Genomic DNA, 19,709 nt, shown 5'->3' with positions numbered 1-19,709 from the left:
TAATTGAATTCCAACCACATATTTTGAAAATAATTTTATTTGTATTCCTAAAAAAAAAACACCTCTTCCGTGGAAAAAGTGTTTTTTTATACTTAATGACTAATACTAGCTGTTGGATATAATGTTGTTCCTCCAATTGAAACTTTTATTTCATTTGTTAATGGAACATTTTGTTCATTAATAATTGTTCTCCACCATTCCCATGCAAGACCTGTACATTCTCTTGCTACAATTTTTATATTTTTTGAGTTCGGTGGAAGAGGGATAACTGTAGAGTAATGAGCCGTTTTGTCTTTTCCGCTACCATCCCACGTTTTATGTGTTAGTACTTCGTTACCCTTTTGGTCAAATGTGAATTCATCCCAAGATACATCAAATTGAGCAACGTAAGCACCGTAATGATCAAGTGTCATTTTAGCACTTGAATATTCTGTAGTTGTCGTCTCAATATAATCTGTATTGTTATGAACAGCAGCAGTTGCATTATCTTTTAAGAAAGTGCTTGTATATGAAATTGGGTATGCTGGATTTTTAAGACTTAATTCAGCATTATCTTTAATGATATTTCGGATTTCATTGAAATCTTTAGTAACAACCTTGTTATGCTCTTTCGCATCTCCGCCTAATACTACAGCAGTAAAGGTACTTTCTTCAAAAATATCTTTATACTGTCCACTTGTTTCAACGCTGTTATTCTTAAGTAAGGCTTTAAAAGCAGCTTGTACATCTTTGCTCTTAGATGTTGTTTCTAATTTTACATAAATCGTTCTACCATAAGCTACATTTGAAACCATAACAGGTGGAGCCGAATTACTTACGCCTTTTCGAGTTAACTCGTCAAAAGTAACGCTATTATCAAAAAGGTCGGATGGATTGTTAGGTAGTTCAGCACTTACCGTATAAAATATTTGCTTATACGCCGCTACCATCACTTTTTTCTCTCCATTTGCAACCGCATTAAAATCAATGTTTAGACTGTTATCAAGATATTTAGCGTTAACATTAAGAGCGCTTGCGATTTGCGATTTACTATAAACCATGGATTCCGTATACTGCATTCTTGCAGGTAACGTATGTGTTGTAGAATACTTTTCATTCCAAGTAGATACTAAATCGTCTACTGCTCCAGCTACATTACCATATGTCGGATTTTGGACAGTGATTGTATTTTCTTTTCTCATGCCCGGTAAGTCTATACTAATATTCAAAGGCTTTCTCTTAGCCACTAATAAACTCGGTTGATTGTCTGCAAAAGCTTTATTTGCAAGTTGTACAGCTCCTGGATACGTGCGATTCACTACAGAATCAATAATTGAAATATCGACTGGTGACGTTGTAAGTGATTTTTTTTCGCGTTCTACTACTACAAATTTACCATTTGAATTGATACTTTCTTTCGGAACAAAACTCTCTACTTTATCACCATTTACAGCTAAAACCTCTTGATTATTATATTTAAGATTTGCTATACCAGTATCAATGTCACTAGCATTTTTGGTTACATCAGTTGCATTACTTGCTTGTGTTTCTGCGAAGGAAATAGATGAGTAATTAATAGTGCATAGACTAACTAATAAACATGCAAGGAACTTTCTTCTTTTAGTGTTTTTCTTAATATTCAGAAAAATCACCCCGTTCTTTTTTTAGTAAAATATAATAATGATTGCTAACTAATAAATTTACATAAATGCTTTTAAAAGTTCTTGAATTAACGGGATTACGCCACCTACAAATTTTAAAACTGCCATTGCGATTTCCATATTATTTCCTCCTTTTTATTGCTACGAAAATGTGATTTATCTTTATGCCCTCATTATAGTGACCCCTTACACTTTTATCAATACACTCTGATATGCAATATTACATATACAAAAAACAAGCTGAATTCTTTTAAAAAATTATACAGAGATATTTTTTTCGTTTGGTACATACTTGAAAAGGTGAAGCATTCTTTTGCATTTTATAAGTAATCACATAAAAAAAGCTGCTGCCTATAAAATACAGACAGCAACTTCAACTAGAGTGACTTGCATAATCTACGCAAGCTACAGTATTTTTTCACATTTTATAACTAATAAACTGCGATCGGCCCATAAGGACCATTAATAATTTCTATTTTTGTTTCAAAAATATCTGTCAAAAGTGTTGAGTCCATAACCTCTTCTACTGTTCCAAAAGCAGCAATTTGTCCATCTTTCATAGCACAAATTTTATCCGAGTATTTAGCTGCAAAATTTATGTCATGCATAACAGTCAAAATTGTTCTTCCAAATTCATTAGCTGCACGTCTTAAATGCTCCATCATTTGAACAGAACGAGCAACATCAAGGTTGTTCAGAGGTTCGTCCAAAAGTACATATTCCGTCTCTTGGCACAATACCATCGCTACATATGCCCTTTGTCTTTGACCACCAGAAAGCTCATCTAAATATCTATTCTCTAAACTAGTTAAATCTAAGAAATCGATATATTTAGAAATGATAACCTCATCTTCTTTAGTCAATCTTCCCTTTGAATAAGGAAAGCGCCCAAATCCAACTAATTGTCTAACTGTAAGCCTAGTTACAAAATGATTTTCTTGTCGCAATATAGTCAAAACTTTTGCTAAGTCTTTCGATTTAGATTCAGAAACATCCATATTTGCTACTTGAATTTGGCCTTCATCCATATCTAAAAGTCTGCCAATCATCAAAAGTGTTGTTGACTTTCCAGCACCATTTGGTCCAATTAAAGAAGTAAAGCCTGCTTTTGGTATTTCAATATCCAAAGGTCCTATTTTTACCTTATCAGTATAGAACTTTTTAACATTATCAATTTTTATCATAAAGCCCTCTTCCTTAAAACTATAGTTAAGAATATGATTCCACCAAATAATTCAATAATAACTGAAACTACACCTTGAGCATGGAATACATGATACATTAAAAAGTATGCGCTCGTCATTATTAAAAATCCTATAGCAAAAGCCATCGGAAAAATATATCTATGATCATAAGTTGACGCTGCCTGATAACTCAAAGTTGCCACTAAAAAGCCGTAGAAAGTAAGTGGCCCAATTAGAGCTGTTGAAATGGACATTAAAATAGCTACTAATACAAGCGTATAAATTACACTAGGTTGGTATTTAACTCCAAAAGAAGTAGCAACATCTTTTCCTAGTGACAAAACATTCAAATTCTTAGAATGAGCAAAAATTAATACCGCTACAATTATGATCATAGGAATTACAATAGGAAAATATGCAGGATCTGCATGATTAACAGAACCAAATAATCTTGCTTGTAAAATATCAAATTCTGAAGGCGCAAGTAGTTTTCTCATGAAAGTTGACACAGAATTTAGCCCGGTACCAATAATAATTCCAACTAAAAGCATAAGTTGTAAATTCCCGTATTTACCGGAAAGTAACCATCCATAAAGTATTAAACTCATGAAGACCATAACAACAACTTGGAATAAAAATGAGCCAATTCCATTAAAATTTATTAACGCACTAGCACCAAAGAAGAATACTGTACTCGTTTGAATTGCTGAATAAAGTGATTCGAAACCTAAAAGTGAAGGAGTAATAATTTTATTATTCGTAATAGATTGGAAAGCAACTGTCGACAAGCTATGGCAAACCGCAGCAATAATCATTGCAACAATAGCTACTATCCTTCTCTTAACGACTGGGATAAAAGAAGGTGAATCTATCGGAACTGGATTGTTATAAACTAAAAGTCCATATGAAGAAAGAAGACCTAAAGCAATCAATGTTATCAGTAAAATCCAATAACGTCTTGCTTCCTTCTTAGACCGAAAAGCGCTAGCTGATCTACTTTCATTATGAAGGCTAGGATCGATTTCGACATTTTCTTTTTTTCTATATTCTAATGTGATCATCGTAGCCTCCTTGGTTTTCTTTGTCTCAATAAAATAGTAATAAACACGACTGCTCCCACTGTTGCAAGTATTAAAGAAACAGGTAATTCAAAAGGCTGTATAATTGTTCGAGAAATGATGTCACAGGCAGTTATTGATCCCATTCCGATCACACAAACCCAAGGTAAATTACTCCTAAGATCATCACCTCTAAACATTGAAACGATATTTGGCACAATTAATCCTAAGAAAGGTAAGTGTCCAATAACTGCTGCAACAATTCCAACTGCAACAGAGATAAGAGCAGTCCCAAAAAGAACAATTCTATTGTAATTAACTCCAAGACTTGTTGCGACATCTTCTCCTAGTCCAGCTAAAGTCAATCTATTAGCATACATAAAAATAAGAAAAGTAATGATAACAATCAGCCATAAATATTCATATCTTCCCACCTGAATGTTAGCAAATGAACCTACAAACCAAGTTTCAATACTTTGCGTCTTTTGAAAAAGGAGTCCTAAAAAAGTAGACACTGCAGAAATTACTGCTCCAAGCATCAATCCAATAATCGGAACAATTAAAGACGAACGAAGCTTAACTCTTCTTAAAAATAGAAAGAAAATCATAGTTCCTATAAAAGAAAAAATGATTGCACCAGTCATTCTTTGAACTAAAGTCGGGGCAGGAAATAATAAATACACAAAAAGCAGGCCTAAGCCTGACCATTCAATAGTCCCCGTTGTAGTAGGTTCAACAAAGCGATTCTGTGTAATGAGTTGCATGACGAGCCCTGCCATCGCCATCGCAGCTCCAGTAAGCATTAATGCAGCTGTTCTCGGAACACGAGTTATGAAAAACATCTCTGTCCCGTCCTCTTGTCCACGTATATCATAAACTCCAGTAAACAGTGATATAATCCCTAAAATTATAACAACTATAACTGCTATTATAAAAGGTTTTGTCCATATTTTATTTTGATTATAAAACTGGGGTTGAGAAATATTCTCAACCCTAGAAATCATATTTTTTGACACTGTTTCGTACCCCTTTACACTACTTAGCTAAAGTTTTTGCCATATTTCCAAATAACTCTATATAAGTTTGAATTGATTCATTTGTGTAAGTATCTTCTGGTGCATAAATAACTTGTTTTTTAGAAACAGCAGTTGTGTTTTGAAGAGCAGGTGATTTAGAAATAACATCCTTAGCAGGTGTTGACTTAGCTGCATCAGATGTTGCAGCATCACGATCTAATACGAAAATCCAATCAGGATTTGTTTGTGCAATAGCTTCAACAGAAACGTCATCACCTTTATGACCTGCAGTAGAATTTGAAACTTCTAACGCTGGAGTCCAACCGAAAATTTCATACATTGGCCCCCAAACACGACCAGAGTGCGGCGCAGCAAAACCAATATTACCACCAGTAACGATAACACTCATAACTTTATCTTTTCCGTTATAAGCAGATTTTGCTTTTTCAATAGATTTATCAAAATCAGCTACTAATTGTTTAGCTTCTTTATCTTTATTAAAGATTTTTCCTAAAGTAACTGTAGAATCTTTAAGTCCTTTTACTAAGTTTTCGCCAGGCTTAGTAGCTTTCTCAGAAACATCAAAATTAAGATCAATAACTGCTGCATTTGGTACTAATTTTTTGATTTCTTCGTAATGGTCAGCAAATCTTTGACCAACGATTACAAGGTCAGGGTTTGCCGCTGCAATAATTTCTAGATTTGGTTCACGGTGATTCCCAATATTTTGAACTTTTTCATCCTTTTTATATGCTGAATCAGCAGGCATGATATCCTTTGGAGCAGCCGCTAATTTAATTCCCCAATCAGATAAAGTTTCAAAAGTTCTGTTATCCAAAGCAACTACATTCTTTGGGTTTACAGGTACTTTAACAGTTCCATGAGCATCAGTGATTTCAACCGTTTTTGGCTTATCACTACCATTATCTTTATTATTAGCCTTCGAAGTTTCTTTACTTGAATCTGAGCAAGCTACTAACATTAAAGTGAAAACTGCTAGAATACTCACTAATTTTAAAAGCATAGATTTTTTCATATGTATACTCCTTATAGTGTAATTTATTTCGAAAATGATGACATCTATAGATTGAATTAGAAGGTAACTTTTATTCAATTGAATCGCTATTGATAATCATTTTCATTTGAACATCCTGTTAATTAGTATAGTCATTAATTCTGTGAAAATCTTGTGAATGGTGTGAATTCATAAAATCAGGCATAGAAAGTAATATGTGAAGTCGGGCGTATTGATTAACCTTTATTCTTCAGAGCGTGTCGATTTTTTTCGAGTAGACACTTTCAGTAGATCTGGTCTCAACTAATGCGAGCTAGAATCGTCCCCTCCACACTACCCAAAAGATGCTCATTAATAGCTAATGTTTTCATAATCCATTGCCTAATAGAAATATTCTTTTTACAGTTTTCATCTATTAATATTTCTCAGAAACTATTTGATTATCACATTTAACAAAAAAACGAGTAAAACTGAATGAAATAGTTTTACTCGTTTTCTATTACCTTATTTTATCATTCAATCATTGAATAGCCTCTGCCGTGTATCGTTTGAATATATCTCTCTTTCTTCTCGCACTTTAACTTTTTCCTTACATACCCAATATATAAGTCTACTACATTTGGATTTACTACTATATTATATCCCCATACTTGATTCAAAAGCATTTCACGGCTCAATATTGTGTTTTTATTCTTGATTAAAAATACAAGTAAATCGTACTCCCGCTTAGTAAGCGAGAGGTTTTTGCCACCTTTTTTCACAATATTGCTAGATGCATCAACAAAGAGATCTTTAAACTGAAAAAAGTTTATCTCCTTTTGCTGGTTACAATCACTTCTCCTTAAAATTGCTTGAACTCTTGCTACTAATTCTTCTTTCGCAAATGGTTTTCTTATATAATCATCTGCTCCTGCTTGTAACCCTGCTACGCAATCCTTACTAGAAATATTGTCAGTCACAATAATGATCGGTGTCGTTTTAACAAGTCGTATTTGTCTGCAAATTTCTGGTCCAGATATACTTAATGAATCCCAATCCAATATGATAATATCCCAATCTTGTTCATATATTATATTTAAACCTTCGTTTTCATTGTGAAGTTTTAAAATGAAGTAGCCTTCTTGCGTTAAACCGCTTACGATTTTCTTTGCTGAAGACCGTTCATTTTTAATCACCAACACCTGCTTCACCGATGGTTCACCTCTACTTCAATATAAATTATTTAGATAAAAAAATTATCCCAAAAAAATAATTTAAGATTTATAAATTTAAAACCCCTAAATAATCCATTAAAACAGTTTATTAGGAGAACTCTATATAATCTTACAATAGGTATGGATAAAAACACAAAACATATAGAGATTTGAATAAAGTGAAATTTTAATGAGACCTCACCAATTGGGCGTTTACGGTCAGCTATAGTATCTATCTGCTTTTCATCAATAACTAGTTCTTCATTTTCTGTTTCAGAGGTACCGCCCGATTCCCATCAACTTAAGCATTTTATAAAACCACAAAATGAAAAAACGGTATTCTTTCTATTACTTTAAATCTAGAAAACAAATCACTTCAATGTTTTCTGAATATTATGGGAGGATGTAAATACTGTGAACACTGTATATTTAGTGTTTAGTTGACCTTATAATAAAAAAAAGCGCGCTAAATTGAATTGAAAGGTGCAAAAACATGATTACAAATCAACAATTAGTAATAAACAATTTGGAAGAAAAATTAAAAGTATTTACTCATACAGTTAGTGGAAAACTTACAAAGGAAGAAGATTTCATCATAGCAAATACAGAAATTCCTACTGATACATTCAATGTTGTATTGCCGAAATCTCCAAATATCAAAAATGCAGTTAAGATTAGACATGGAATCGATAATTTTTCATATAAAAAATATCCCTTTAGTATTTGGATTGATGCTCAGTATTTAACTGAGGATTGGACAAAACTTATGCAAGAATATGACCTAAAAGAAGCGGAACGTAATGTAATGATGAAACTTGACAATACTCTTAATGTTGATCAAAGAATTTCCCATCAACTTATGATTACTAATGTGAAAAATAATGAAGAACTTTTAAAATATATAGACGTATTCATGAGCTTATTTGAGGGTACACCAGAAAAAGATGCATTAGAAAGTTATTTTAATAAGTTTTCACAAGTAAAATTAGGTTCAGAAGTTCAAATGTTTATTGGATGCATAGATGACATGCCTGTAACTACTGGTTTATTAATAGAAAGCAAAGATAGTTATGGTATTTATGATGTGATGACAAAAGAAACATTTAGAGGTAAAGGAATTGGCAGTGAAATGTTTCAATTTCTTCTAAATCAAACAACAGATAAACAAAAACCAGTTGTATTACAGGCTTCAGATGATGGGAAAAATATCTATAAGCGATTTGGATTTATAGATGTCGGAGAAATGGTTGTATTTGAATAAAAGGTTTTCTTATTAAGTTATAGGGTGGAATTGTTGAGCAATATAGATAGGAAATGATCCAACTTTTTATAAAAGAATAAACCAATTGAAAATATTAAGGGCGTGTTTTGAACAAACTTTTTTCAAAACACGCTTTTTTCTTTTTGTTTGTTTATCAAGGTTATTTGCTTAACTTGAACAAACTTTATTCTAAAACAACATGAATTATTAATTAATATCACTTTGAAGAAGCATATCTTTACATAACAAAAAAGAAGCATAAACCTGCACATCATGCAAAGTTATGCTTCCTGTTATACAAAATAAAAAAACCACCAAATATGTATTGGTGGAGACGGTGGGAGTCGAACCCACGTCCAAAAATATCGGCACTTAAGCTTCTACGAGTGTAGTCGATATATTAGCATTTCGCGAACTCTTCGGCCTATCGACAGGCTTCCAAGTTGCTAGTCTGGTTGTTCTCTTCCTTTGTCCTCAGACGGCGAACTCCGGCGTAGTCCACTTAGTTTGAGTCCCTTACCCTACCACATGGACGATGGAGGGAGGAACCTTTAGTGCAATTAAGCAGCTAAAGAAAGATTGTTTTGTTTGCCAATTATAGGCTTTGACGTTTTAACGAGGCCGATCCCCTCGACTCGCAACCTAAGCTCGAACTATCCCTGTCGAATCCGTAACGTCCCCATGATAAAAATGGAGCATACGAAGAAAATATCGTGATAGCTACTAAGAGCTGTTTTTCAATGTGCAACAACCTTACATAAATTATTATAACATACGCGCTCCATTTTACAAATGTAAATATCTGTATTACATCTTTTGGCGATCACGGAACGCGCGTGCAATTTCACGTTTAGCTTCTTTCTCTTTTAAATCGTGACGTTTATCGTATTGCTTCTTACCTTTTGCTAAACCAAGTGCCATCTTTGCAAATCCATTTTTCAAATAAATTCTAAGTGGAACTAATGCGTAACCTGTTTCTTTCGCAGCGCCCGCTAGTTTATCAATTTCTTTTTTATGCAGAAGTAATTTTCTCGTACGAAGTGGATCATGGTTGAAACGATTCCCTTGTTCGTACGTATTAATGTGCATATTATGAACCCATACTTCACCATTATGTACACGTGCAAACGCATCTTTCAAGTTTACGCGTCCAGCGCGAATCGACTTAATTTCCGTTCCTTGAAGGACAAGCCCTGCTTCGTATGTTTCTTCGATGAAATAATCATGAAATGCTTTTTTGTTCTGTGCAATAACCTTACCTGTACCCTTTGGCATATAACGTCCCTCCTCTATTTTTACTATTGTAACAAATGTTAATAAAAAGCGAAAGTGGCTCGCTCAGAATCTTTGGACATTGGAACTCCCGACAGAGAAGCGCTTTTTGCTTCGTCCGAGGGAGTGAAATGGCCAACAGATTCTAGCCACTGTAGCTAGATTCCATCAAAAAGCGAAAGTGGCTCGCTCTCAAGCCACCAAGAAAAAAGAATGGCTTCGCTTTTTATCAAAGCGAAGCCATTCTTTTCTTACTTACGCTTTTTCTTTTTCTTCTTGAATCCTGGTACGTTTTCGAAGAATGCTTTTTTCTTCTTACCGTTACCATCTTTTTTTCCCGGCTGGCTAGCAGAAGCGGATGCAGATGCAGATCCTCTTCCTTTTCCTTTACCACCACGGTCAAATTTTCTACCTGTGCCACGTTCACCGCCGCGCTCATTACTGCGCTCGCTACGTCCACCGCGTTTCTTTCTGCCTGTTCTTGGCTGCTCGATAACGACTGGACGATCTTTGAACTTACGGCGAGGTGTGCCTTTCATGCCAACGATTTCAAAGTCGATTGCACGCTCGTCTTTGTTTACGTTAATAACGCGAATTGTAATTTCGTCACCGATGCGGAATACGTTTCCTGTACGTTCTCCGATCATAGCGAAATGTTGCTCGTCATAACGGTAGTAATCATCCGTTAAATAACTAACGTGTACAAGACCTTCAATTGTATTTGGAAGCTCTACGAATAAACCGAAGTTTGTTACAGAGCTAATCATACCGTCATACTCTTCACCGATCTTATCAACCATATACTCTGCTTTTTTCATCTCATCTGTTTCACGCTCTGCTTCAACAGCACGACGTTCCATATTAGAAGAATGCTCTGCAATCTCAGGTAATTTTTCACGCCATTTTGCTTGCGTTTCGTTGTCGACTTTACCGTTAATAATGTATTCACGAATTAATCTATGAACGATTGTATCCGGGTAACGACGAATTGGTGATGTGAAATGCGTGTAGAACTCAGTTGATAAACCGAAATGTCCTAAGCTATCCGCATCGTAACGCGCTTGCTTCATAGAACGAAGCATTACTGTTGAAATAACTACTTCTTCTGGCTGCCCTTGAACCATTTCAAGAATTTGTTGCAGCGCACGAGGATGTACTTCATTCGCACGCCCTTTTACCGCATATCCGAAGTTCGTTACAAACTCGAAGAAACGCTCTAACTTATCTTCTTTCGGATCTTCATGGACACGGTACATGAATGGTACGTTCATCCAGTGGAAGTGCTCTGCTACTGTTTCATTCGCAACAAGCATAAATTCTTCAATTAACTTCTCTGATACAGAACGATCGCGCATGACAACGTCTGTCGGTTTTCCTTCTTCATCCACTAATACTTTCGCTTCTTTAAAGTCAAAGTCAATTGCACCACGGCGCATACGTTTTTCACGTAAAATTTGTGCCAATTGACCCATCTCTTTAAACATCGGTACGAGCGGCTCATAACGCTTAATTAACTCTTCGTCCTCATCTTCTAAAATGCTTCTTACGTCAGCATAAGTCATACGCTCTGTCGTTTTAATTACACTTTGGAAAATCTCGTGTTTAACAACATCACCTAAGTTGTTGATTTCCATTTCACAAGATAATGTCAGACGGTCTACTTTCGGATTTAATGAACAAATACCGTTAGATAGACGGTGTGGAATCATCGGAATTACACGGTCAACAAGATACACACTCGTCGCTCTTTCCGCTGCTTCTACATCAATTGGAGAACCTTCTTGAACGTAATGACTTACATCCGCAATGTGAACGCCTAGCTTGTAGTTACCGTTCTCAAGTTTCGTTACTGTAACAGCATCATCTAAATCTTTTGCGTCTGCACCGTCAATCGTTACGATCATTTGGTCACGTAAGTCACGGCGATCTTTTAAATCTTCTTCTGAAATCGTTTCTGGTACACTGTTGGCATGTTCCATCACTTCTTCAGGGAACGCTAAAGGCAAGTGATGTTTATGAATGACAGATAAAATATCTACTCCTGGATCATTTTTATGACCTAGAATTTGAATAACTTCACCTTCCGCACTTAAACGATTCTCTGGATAGCTCGTAATTTTTACAACTACTTTATGGCCTTCTACAGCACCCATTGATGCGCTTTTCAATACGAAAATGTCACTTGTCCAGCGTTTATTGTCAGGTATAACAAATCCAAAGTTTTTCGATTCTGTATATGTACCAACTAGTTCTTTCGTTCCACGTTCTAAAATGCGTACAATAGACCCTTCTTGACGTGAACCACTCGATTGGGAACTAAGGCGTGCTAATACTGTATCGCCATGAAGTGCACCGTTTAACTCTGTAGGCGGGATGAAAAGATCATCATCTCCAGTTTTCTTCTCGTCTGGTACAACGAATGCAAAACCACGTGCATGTCCAATTAACTTACCTCTTACTAAATTCATCTTTTCAGGAAGACCGTAACGGTTGCTACGTGTACGAATAACAAGTCCCTTCTCTTCCATCATTACAAGTGCTTTTACAAAATCTTTAAAGCCCTCAGAACCTTCAATTCCAAATGCCTCTTCTAACTCTTGTATCGTTAGCGGTTTATACGCTTCTTCTCTCATAAATAATAACAACTTATCAATATGTTCTTGTGTGATTTCTTCCAAGCAAAAATACCTCCTTTAAAACCTTATATTATTTAGTGTATCCGAAAGATAGGGGATGTATAAAGCGAAACTTCAATACTCCCCTTATGATTTTTACAGTTTTCACAAAAAATTCCTTATGAAAAAAAGAGGCAACTAGATCTTACCAATCTAGTTGCTCCAAGAAGTTATATACATCCTCATGTAGCTCGTCACGTTGTTTATCAAGTGTAATGACATGCGTAGAGTCTTCATACCATTTAATGTCTTTTAACGTAGATTCTACACCGTTATAAATAATGTTAGCACTATCTGTATTAATCATTTCGTCATGACGTGCTTGTACAACAAATGTTGGTGCATAAATCATATCCACATTGTTACGTACATCAGCAATTAATTGTTGTAATGCTTTTAATGTATTCATCGGTGTCTTTTGGAATTCCAACATTTCTTGTTCAATTTGTTCTGGTGATTTTTGCTCACGTTTTTTATATTCGCGGGCATATGCCAATATACCTTGGTACATCGTTTCTTCGCTCTTAATATACATCGGTGCACACATTGGTACTACACCTAAAACCGGTACTGTATAACCTAATTTTAAAGAAAATACGCCGCCAAGTGACAATCCAACAACAGCAATTTTCTCAAAACCTTTATCTTTTAAAAGCTGATATGCCTCCGTTACATCTTGCCACCAATCTGTAGGCCCTGTATGAACAAGCTCTTCTGGTGGTACACCGTGCCCTTTATAAATTGGCGCATGACAAGTATAGCCCTTCTTTTCTAAGAAACGCCCTAACATACGTACATCAGCTGAGTTCCCTGTGAATCCATGTAGTAATAAAACAGCGCGGTCTCCACCCTCAAATGTAAATGGTTTCGGAGATGCTAATTTCATCATGTATTTCTCCTCTTTCTCTTCTGTAATCTAGTCGTATTCTTTCTATATCTAGTGTACCATATTTGTATTTCTATAATCTAATTAGAAACATCTTTCAAATAGCAAAACAAAAAAAGAAGAACCATTAGTACCATTCACTAACGCTTCTTCTTTCAATTCTATAAATTGAAGTACGTAACACCAATTGTTAATACAAAGAACAATACAGCTAAAACAATTGTAATACGGTTTAATACCGCTTCAATTCCACGTGCCTTTTGCTTACCAAATAATTGCTCCGCACCGCCTGAAATTGCACCTGAAAGGCCTGAGCTATTACTAGATTGCATAAGTACCATAACAATCATTAAAATCGATACAATAATAAGTAAAACTGATAATAACGTATGCACTTGGCGTACCTCCTACAAAGATTCAGTTATTGTAACTGTAGCATAAATTCTATAGAAAAGCGAGAGCTATAGAGGCGCTCTCGCTTTTCTTCTATTACATAAACATCATCGCAAATAATGGTCCAAGTAAACATGTCAAAATTGCTGTTAATGTCATTGTTACCGATCCAATAACACCTTCATGTTCGTTATTTTTCATCGCTCTCATAACACCCATAATATGAGAAGCACATCCAAATCCGATACCTTTACCAACTGAGTTTGTAACACGACTCCATTTTAATAAAAGGGGTCCTGTAATCGTTCCAGTAATACCTGCAATAACAACGAAAGCTGCTGTTAAGGAAGGTACACCACCGACTTGCTCTGAAACACTCATCGCAACTGGCATTGTCACCGATTTTGGTAAAGACGATAAGATTAAGCTTTTGTCCGTTCCCATAAGTGAAGCAATCGCAAAATCACTAGCGATTGCAACTGTTGTACCTACTAATACGCCACCAGCAATCGGTACAACATATTTTTGCAGAACATGACGTTGTTTATAAAGAGGAATTGCAAATGCTACAACACCGGGTCCAAGTAGCTTTGCAATCCAGCCACCACCACTTTCCATATAATGTTGATACGGTATATCAAGCACGATAAATAGGAAAGCCATTAATCCAGTTGCTACAAGCATTGGAATGGTGAATGGTGTTGGAAATAATTTATAGATTTTTTTAGATAATTGATATAATAGCACCGTAAAAAGAACCCAACCGACTCCGATTAATATTTGGCTCATCGCGACTCTCTTTCCTTCCTATTCGCAAGATATTGTCCTGTATGTCCTGCGACAATAATAATTAAAAATGTACTCGCTACAACTGTAATGAAAAGAGAAATTCCTTTACTCATAAAAAAAGCACCGTAATTCATTAGGCCAAGCGTTGGCGGAATTAATAAAAACGGCATAATAGCAACGAGTGTTTCTGCTCCTAAATCGAACCATTTCACTGGCAGAACTTTTAGGCTAAGTAAAACAAGTAAGAGGAACATTCCAATCAAACTTCCTGGAATCGGAATATTTAACATTTCTTGCACCCAAGTTCCAACCATATAAAACACGTAAAGAGCAGCAATTTGGACAAGAATCTTTGTAAATTTCATGTTCATCATCCCTCATGTTTATACGATCTTCTGTTAATATCTTTATCATAGTATAAATTGTAAAAAGCTGCAATTTATCAACTTGACAGCAAAAACAGCCTATGTTATACGCTTACAACCTTGATACGACTGCATTTCCAAACGAAAATTACGTCAAAAACCTTGACCTAATATAAAAAGTTTTTATTTTCTGAATTTAAAAGACTATTATTTCAATAAAATAATCTTTTTATTCTTAAACTTACATATATATAAAGTGAAACTTTAATCCATGAGATTCCCCTCATCCTTATTGATTATTAGCCCTCACCAAGCTGGTTTGTACGGGATAAACAAGATAGGTGGTGAACATATGCCCAAAAAAGTTCTCATTTTTTGTGATCCTGGGATTGATGATACGATGGCTCTCCTCTTAGCATTCTTTATCGATGAAATAGAAATCGTCGGTATCGTTGCTGATTACGGCAATGTTCCAAAAAAAATGGCCGTAGAAAATGCTCATTTTTTTAATAACGAAACAAAGAATAGAAATATCAAGATATTCGGTGGTTCAGAACGTCCCCTTACTGGTACCCCACCTGCGTTTTTTACGGATGTACATGGAAAACAGGGGCTCGGTCCAATTATTCCAAAGGTGAATGTGACTAACGGAGAAATGGAGAATTTTTTTGAAGTTATTCCTCTTATTGAACAGTATAAGGATGAATTAATTATTGTGAGTTTAGGAAGACTTACCTCCCTAGCAATTTTGTTTATCATGTGCAAACAGTTAATGAAACAAATTAAATCTTACTACGTAATGGGCGGTGCCTTTTTACATCCTGGTAATGTTACCCCTATTTCCGAAGCAAACTTTTATGGCGATCCTACTGCCGCTAATATAGTCCTTCAATCCACAGCTAACATGTACATATACCCATTAAACGTCACTCAATACTCCATCATTACACCAGAAATGGCAGAATACATTGAGGCAAAAGGAAAAGTTCCACTTGTCAAACCGTTATTTGATCATTATTACTACGGATATTATAAAGACGCCCTACCACATTTAAAGGGGAGCCCCTTCCATGACACAATACCAATACTCGCTTTACTTGATAACTCTATGTTTACCTATCACAAATCACCTATCGTTGTCATGACAGAATCTTATGCACAGGGGGCAAGCATTGGAGAATTTCGCTCTTTAGGAGAATCTAAACCATTTATTGATTGGCCGAGTCATCAAATAGCAATTGATTTTGATTATAACCGCTTCTTCAAACATTTCATGTCACTTATGACGGGTGAACAATTTTAGCATAAAAAAACAGACCGTGATTTCTCACGGTCTGTCGTTTATTTTCTACAATTATCGTTTGATGTTATAGAAAGATTTGATACCATCGTAAACAGCTACTTCGCCTAGCTCGTCTTCGATGCGTAATAATTGGTTGTACTTAGCAATACGGTCAGTACGGCTCATAGAACCAGTTTTGATTTGGCCAGCGTTAGTTGCAACTGCGATGTCAGCGATTGTAGCATCTTCAGTTTCACCAGAACGGTGAGATACAACTGCTGTGTAACCAGCACGTTTAGCCATTTCGATAGCTTCGAAAGTCTCAGTTAAAGTACCAATTTGGTTAACTTTAATTAAGATTGAGTTAGAGATACCTTTTTCGATACCTTCAGCAAGTTTTTGAGTGTTAGTTACGAATAAATCGTCACCAACTAATTGTACTTTATCACCGATACGCTCAGTTAATAATTTGTGACCATCCCAGTCGTTTTCGTCTAAACCATCTTCGATAGAGATGATTGGGAAGTCTTTGCAAAGCTCTTCATAGAAATCAACCATTTCTGCAGAAGTTAAGCCAGTACGTCCTTCGCCTGCAAGGTCATATTTACCAGTTTCTTTGTTGTAGAACTCAGAAGAAGCAACGTCCATTCCTAAGAATACGTTCTCGCCAGCTTTGTAACCAGCTTTTTCGATAGCTTCGATGATTACTTCTAGAGCTTCACGGTTAGAACCAAGGTTTGGAGCGAATCCACCTTCGTCACCTACTGCAGTGTTAAGACCTTTGTCATGTAATACAGCTTTAAGTGCATGGAATACTTCAGCACCCATACGGATTGATTCTTTGAATGTTGGAGCACCAACTGGTAAGATCATGAACTCTTGGAAGTCAACGTTGTTATCAGCGTGAGAACCACCGTTGATGATGTTCATCATTGGAGTTGGTAATTGTTTTGCATTGAATCCACCAAGGTAACGGTATAATGGAAGACCTACGAAGTCAGCTGCTGCGTGAGCTACTGCCATAGATACACCAAGGATAGCGTTAGCGCCTAGTTTACCTTTGTTTGGAGTGCCATCTAATTCGATCATAGCACGGTCAATACCAGCTTGGTCAGTTACATCGAAACCAGCGATTTCTGGAGCGATAATTTCGTTAACGTTGTTTACTGCGTTAACAACACCTTTACCAAGGTAACGAGATTTGTCACCGTCACGTAATTCTACTGCTTCGTGCTCACCAGTAGATGCACCACTTGGTACGATAGCGCGTCCGAAAGCGCCGCTTTCTGTATAAACTTCTACTTCTACAGTTGGGTTACCACGAGAGTCAAGGACTTCGCGAGCATAAACATCAATAATTGTTGACATAATAAATTCTCTCCTTTTTATATAAGCAAATTATTTAATAATTGTTTTACCTGTCATTTCTTTCGGTTGCTCAACACCAAGAAGTGTAAGCATTGTTGGAGCGATATCTCCTAAGATACCATCTTCACGTAATTCTACGTCGTTCTTAGTAACGATGAAAGGAACCGGGTTAGTTGTGTGAGCTGTCATTGGCTCTCCTTCAGAAGTTAATTCTTCATCCGCATTACCATGGTCAGCAGTAATAAGTGCTACACCATCTTTTGCAAGAATCGCTTCTACAACTTTTCCTAAACATTCGTCAGTTGCTTCTACTGCTTTAATTGTTGGTTCCATCATCCCAGAATGGCCAACCATATCACAGTTCGCAAAGTTAAGAATGATAACATCATGTTTATCATTTTCGATTTCATTTACTAAAGCGTCCGTTACTTCGTAAATGCTCATTTCAGGTTTCAAGTCATACGTTGCAACCTTTGGTGAGTTAATTAAGATACGCTCTTCTCCTGGGAATTCAGCCTCACGACCACCGCTAAAGAAGAATGTAACGTGCGGATACTTTTCAGTTTCCGCGATGCGAAGTTGCTTTAATCCCGCTTGCGCAACAACTTCACCTAAAGTGTTATCAAGGTTCATTGGCTTGAATGCCACGTAACCATCTACAGTTTCACTGAAGTGTGTCATACATACGAATTCTGGAATGTGAGGTACTTTTTCACCACGATCGAACTCACGGAAGTCTTCGTTTGTAAATACACGAGCAATTTGAATTGCACGGTCTGGACGGAAGTTATAGAAGATAACTGCATCATCATCATTGATTGTTGCAACTGGCGTGTTATCTTCGTTAACAATTACAGACGGCAATACGAATTCATCATAGATACCGTTCGCATAAGAGTCTTCTACACACTCTTCTGCTGATTTATAAGTAGGGCCTTCACCATTCACCATAGCACGGTAACATTTTTCTACGCGATCCCAACGCTTGTCACGGTCCATGGAGTAATAACGACCAGAGATAGTCGCGAATTGTCCTACTCCTGTTTCTTTAATTACTTCATTTGTTGCATCGATATAGCTTTGTGCTGTTTTTGGTCCAACATCGCGGCCATCTAAGAATGCATGAATGTATACTTTCTCAACGCCTTCTTTAGCTGCTAAGCGAAGAAGAGCAAACATGTGATTCATGTGACTGTGCACACCACCGTCAGAAAGTAAACCGAATAAATGAAGTGCAGTACCTTTTTCTTTTACGCTTTTAATTGCACTTTGGAACGTTTCGTTCTTATCGAACTCACCTTCACGAATTGCAACGTTAACGCGTGTTAAGCTTTGATATACAATGCGGCCAGCACCGATATTTAAGTGACCAACCTCAGAGTTACCCATTTGACCTTCTGGAAGACCTACTGCCTCGCCACAAGCTGTAAGCGTTGTGTGAGGGAATTTGTTCCAGTAACCATCAAAATTAGGTTTCTTAGCTTGTGCTACAGCATTCCCGTAAGTTTCTTCACGAAGTCCGAAACCGTCAAGAATGATTAAAGCTGTTGGCTTTCTCATTTTACCGCCCCCAGAAGACCTAAGAACGAAGCTGGCTCTAAGCTAGCACCGCCAACTAAAGCGCCGTCGATGTCAGATTGTGCCATATACTCTTTAATGTTTTCTGGTTTTACGCTACCGCCGTATTGGATACGAACAGCTTCTGCAGCTTCTGGAGAAACAGCTTCTGCAACAACTTTACGGATGTGCGCACATACTTCGTTTGCATCTGCAGAAGAAGAAGATTTACCTGTACCGATAGCCCAGATTGGCTCATAAGCGATAACAGTTGCTTTAACTTGCTCTTCTGTTAAACCTGCAAGTGCTTTTGTCACTTGACCTGCTACTAGATCAAATGTTTTTCCGCTTTCGCGCTCTTCTAAAGTCTCACCACAACATACGATTGGTGTTAAACCATGTTCAAATGCTGCGATAGTCTTTTTGTTTACTGACTCATCTGTTTCAGCAAACATTTCACGACGCTCAGAGTGGCCAAGTACTACATAGCCAACTTTTAAGTCGCTAAGTGCTACTGGGCTAATTTCGCCAGTGAATGCACCATTTTTTTCGAAGTGCATGTTTTGTGCACCTACTTGTAAGTCAGTTCCTTCAGTTGCTGCTACAAGGCGCTCTAAGAATAGAGCTGGAGAGCAAACTACTGCATCAACAGCTGAAGCTGCTGGGATTTGACCTTTAACTTCCTCTACGAAGCTAACTGCTTCTGATAGAGTTTTATTCATTTTCCAGTTACCTGCGATAATTGGTTTACGCAT

General features: G+C 36.5%; 17 protein-coding genes and 1 other RNA gene. 2 read left to right on the top strand and 16 right to left on the bottom strand.

What is annotated here, in order from left to right; genetic code table 11:
- Positions 1-92: 92 nt before the first annotated feature.
- From alo to ACTFP3_RS25940, 6 genes are all read right to left on the bottom strand, one after another.
- On the bottom strand, positions 93-1,631 hold the full coding sequence (alo, locus tag ACTFP3_RS25965) for an anthrolysin O/cereolysin O family cholesterol-dependent cytolysin Alo (RefSeq protein ID WP_326035816.1): 1,539 nt from the start codon (positions 1,629-1,631) through the stop codon (positions 93-95).
- Between the two features lie 440 nt (positions 1,632-2,071).
- Positions 2,072-2,824 carry an iron ABC transporter ATP-binding protein gene (locus ACTFP3_RS25960; protein WP_000590071.1) on the bottom strand — a complete coding sequence of 251 codons (753 nt, stop codon included), beginning with the start codon at positions 2,822-2,824 and terminating at the stop codon, positions 2,072-2,074.
- The gene (locus tag ACTFP3_RS25955) at positions 2,821-3,885 is read right to left on the bottom strand and encodes an iron chelate uptake ABC transporter family permease subunit (RefSeq protein WP_440011645.1); all 1,065 of its coding nucleotides are present in this window, start codon (positions 3,883-3,885) and stop codon (positions 2,821-2,823) included. The genes ACTFP3_RS25960 and ACTFP3_RS25955 overlap by 4 nt, the downstream gene beginning before the upstream one ends.
- Positions 3,882-4,898 carry an ABC transporter permease gene (locus ACTFP3_RS25950; RefSeq protein ID WP_000042077.1) on the bottom strand — a complete coding sequence of 339 codons (1,017 nt, stop codon included), beginning with the start codon at positions 4,896-4,898 and terminating at the stop codon, positions 3,882-3,884. The genes ACTFP3_RS25955 and ACTFP3_RS25950 overlap by 4 nt, the downstream gene beginning before the upstream one ends.
- Positions 4,899-4,917: 19 nt before the next feature.
- Positions 4,918-5,934 carry a siderophore ABC transporter substrate-binding protein gene (locus ACTFP3_RS25945; RefSeq protein ID WP_000749447.1) on the bottom strand — a complete coding sequence of 339 codons (1,017 nt, stop codon included), beginning with the start codon at positions 5,932-5,934 and terminating at the stop codon, positions 4,918-4,920.
- Between the two features lie 491 nt (positions 5,935-6,425).
- Positions 6,426-7,103: a response regulator transcription factor gene (locus ACTFP3_RS25940; protein ID WP_000815816.1), complete on the bottom strand. Its 678-nt coding sequence runs from the start codon at positions 7,101-7,103 to the stop codon at positions 6,426-6,428.
- Between the two features lie 496 nt (positions 7,104-7,599).
- On the opposite strand from ACTFP3_RS25940, the gene ACTFP3_RS25935 reads away from it, so the two are divergent.
- On the top strand, positions 7,600-8,367 hold the full coding sequence (locus ACTFP3_RS25935) for a GNAT family N-acetyltransferase (RefSeq protein WP_016123739.1): 768 nt from the start codon (positions 7,600-7,602) through the stop codon (positions 8,365-8,367).
- Between the two features lie 326 nt (positions 8,368-8,693).
- Here ACTFP3_RS25935 and ssrA read toward each other — a convergent pair.
- From ssrA to ACTFP3_RS25900, 7 genes are all read right to left on the bottom strand, one after another.
- Positions 8,694-9,048, bottom strand: a transfer-messenger RNA (tmRNA) gene (ssrA, locus tag ACTFP3_RS25930).
- 126 nt (positions 9,049-9,174) lie between these two features.
- Positions 9,175-9,642 carry an SsrA-binding protein gene (gene smpB, locus ACTFP3_RS25925; protein ID WP_001123919.1) on the bottom strand — a complete coding sequence of 156 codons (468 nt, stop codon included), beginning with the start codon at positions 9,640-9,642 and terminating at the stop codon, positions 9,175-9,177.
- 248 nt (positions 9,643-9,890) lie between these two features.
- Positions 9,891-12,317 (bottom strand): ribonuclease R, encoded by a 2,427-nt coding sequence (rnr, locus tag ACTFP3_RS25920; protein WP_088350879.1) that lies wholly within the window; start codon positions 12,315-12,317, stop codon positions 9,891-9,893.
- 142 nt (positions 12,318-12,459) lie between these two features.
- The gene (gene estA / locus ACTFP3_RS25915) at positions 12,460-13,200 is read right to left on the bottom strand and encodes a carboxylesterase (RefSeq protein ID WP_000761986.1); all 741 of its coding nucleotides are present in this window, start codon (positions 13,198-13,200) and stop codon (positions 12,460-12,462) included.
- Positions 13,201-13,361: 161 nt separating this feature from the next.
- Positions 13,362-13,595 (bottom strand): preprotein translocase subunit SecG, encoded by a 234-nt coding sequence (secG, locus tag ACTFP3_RS25910; RefSeq protein ID WP_000557264.1) that lies wholly within the window; start codon positions 13,593-13,595, stop codon positions 13,362-13,364.
- Positions 13,596-13,689: 94 nt separating this feature from the next.
- Complete coding sequence (locus ACTFP3_RS25905) at positions 13,690-14,382, bottom strand: LrgB family protein (protein ID WP_000078309.1); 693 nt, start codon at positions 14,380-14,382, stop codon at positions 13,690-13,692.
- On the bottom strand, positions 14,379-14,747 hold the full coding sequence (locus ACTFP3_RS25900) for a CidA/LrgA family holin-like protein (protein ID WP_000673222.1): 369 nt from the start codon (positions 14,745-14,747) through the stop codon (positions 14,379-14,381). Before ACTFP3_RS25900 ends, ACTFP3_RS25905 begins: the two co-directional genes overlap by 4 nt.
- Positions 14,748-15,099: 352 nt before the next feature.
- On the opposite strand from ACTFP3_RS25900, the gene ACTFP3_RS25895 reads away from it, so the two are divergent.
- Entirely contained in the window at positions 15,100-16,050 is a 951-nt protein-coding gene (locus ACTFP3_RS25895) for a nucleoside hydrolase (RefSeq protein ID WP_440011642.1), read from the top strand.
- A gap of 51 nt (positions 16,051-16,101) precedes the next feature.
- Here the strand turns inward: ACTFP3_RS25895 and eno are convergent, their stop codons facing one another.
- The 3 genes from eno to tpiA are packed head-to-tail and all read right to left on the bottom strand — an operon-like array spanning position 16,102 to position 19,709.
- Complete coding sequence (gene eno / locus ACTFP3_RS25890; RefSeq protein WP_000103954.1) at positions 16,102-17,397, bottom strand: phosphopyruvate hydratase; 1,296 nt, start codon at positions 17,395-17,397, stop codon at positions 16,102-16,104.
- Between the two features lie 30 nt (positions 17,398-17,427).
- On the bottom strand, positions 17,428-18,957 hold the full coding sequence (gene gpmI, locus ACTFP3_RS25885; RefSeq protein ID WP_001231152.1) for a 2,3-bisphosphoglycerate-independent phosphoglycerate mutase: 1,530 nt from the start codon (positions 18,955-18,957) through the stop codon (positions 17,428-17,430).
- A complete protein-coding gene (tpiA, locus tag ACTFP3_RS25880; RefSeq protein ID WP_001231038.1) occupies positions 18,954-19,709 on the bottom strand; it encodes a triose-phosphate isomerase in 756 nt (251 codons plus the stop codon). The genes gpmI and tpiA overlap by 4 nt, the downstream gene beginning before the upstream one ends.

This window comes from Bacillus cereus group sp. MYBK5-2, from assembly GCF_051915685.1.
Lineage (GTDB): Bacteria > Bacillota > Bacilli > Bacillales > Bacillaceae_G > Bacillus_A > Bacillus_A cereus.
Note: the sequence above shows the minus strand (reverse complement) of the source record. Positions and strands in the feature narration are given on the sequence as shown.

What these genes read in the sequence shown, in the direction of transcription:
- ACTFP3_RS25960 (WP_000590071.1), bottom strand. Translation starts at nt 2,824, where the DNA reads ATGATAAAAATTGATAATGTTAAAAAGTTCTATACTGATAAGGTAAAA.
- ACTFP3_RS25955 (WP_440011645.1), bottom strand. Translation starts at nt 3,885, where the DNA reads ATGATCACATTAGAATATAGAAAAAAAGAAAATGTCGAAATCGATCCT.
- ACTFP3_RS25945 (WP_000749447.1), bottom strand. Translation starts at nt 5,934, where the DNA reads ATGAAAAAATCTATGCTTTTAAAATTAGTGAGTATTCTAGCAGTTTTC.
- ACTFP3_RS25935 (WP_016123739.1), top strand. Translation starts at nt 7,600, where the DNA reads ATGATTACAAATCAACAATTAGTAATAAACAATTTGGAAGAAAAATTA.
- smpB (WP_001123919.1), bottom strand. Translation starts at nt 9,642, where the DNA reads ATGCCAAAGGGTACAGGTAAGGTTATTGCACAGAACAAAAAAGCATTT.
- estA (WP_000761986.1), bottom strand. Translation starts at nt 13,200, where the DNA reads ATGAAATTAGCATCTCCGAAACCATTTACATTTGAGGGTGGAGACCGC.
- ACTFP3_RS25905 (WP_000078309.1), bottom strand. Translation starts at nt 14,382, where the DNA reads ATGAGCCAAATATTAATCGGAGTCGGTTGGGTTCTTTTTACGGTGCTA.
- ACTFP3_RS25900 (WP_000673222.1), bottom strand. Translation starts at nt 14,747, where the DNA reads ATGAAATTTACAAAGATTCTTGTCCAAATTGCTGCTCTTTACGTGTTT.
- ACTFP3_RS25895 (WP_440011642.1), top strand. Translation starts at nt 15,100, where the DNA reads ATGCCCAAAAAAGTTCTCATTTTTTGTGATCCTGGGATTGATGATACG.
- eno (WP_000103954.1), bottom strand. Translation starts at nt 17,397, where the DNA reads ATGTCAACAATTATTGATGTTTATGCTCGCGAAGTCCTTGACTCTCGT.
- gpmI (WP_001231152.1), bottom strand. Translation starts at nt 18,957, where the DNA reads ATGAGAAAGCCAACAGCTTTAATCATTCTTGACGGTTTCGGACTTCGT.
- tpiA (WP_001231038.1), bottom strand. Translation starts at nt 19,709, where the DNA reads ATGCGTAAACCAATTATCGCAGGTAACTGGAAAATGAATAAAACTCTA.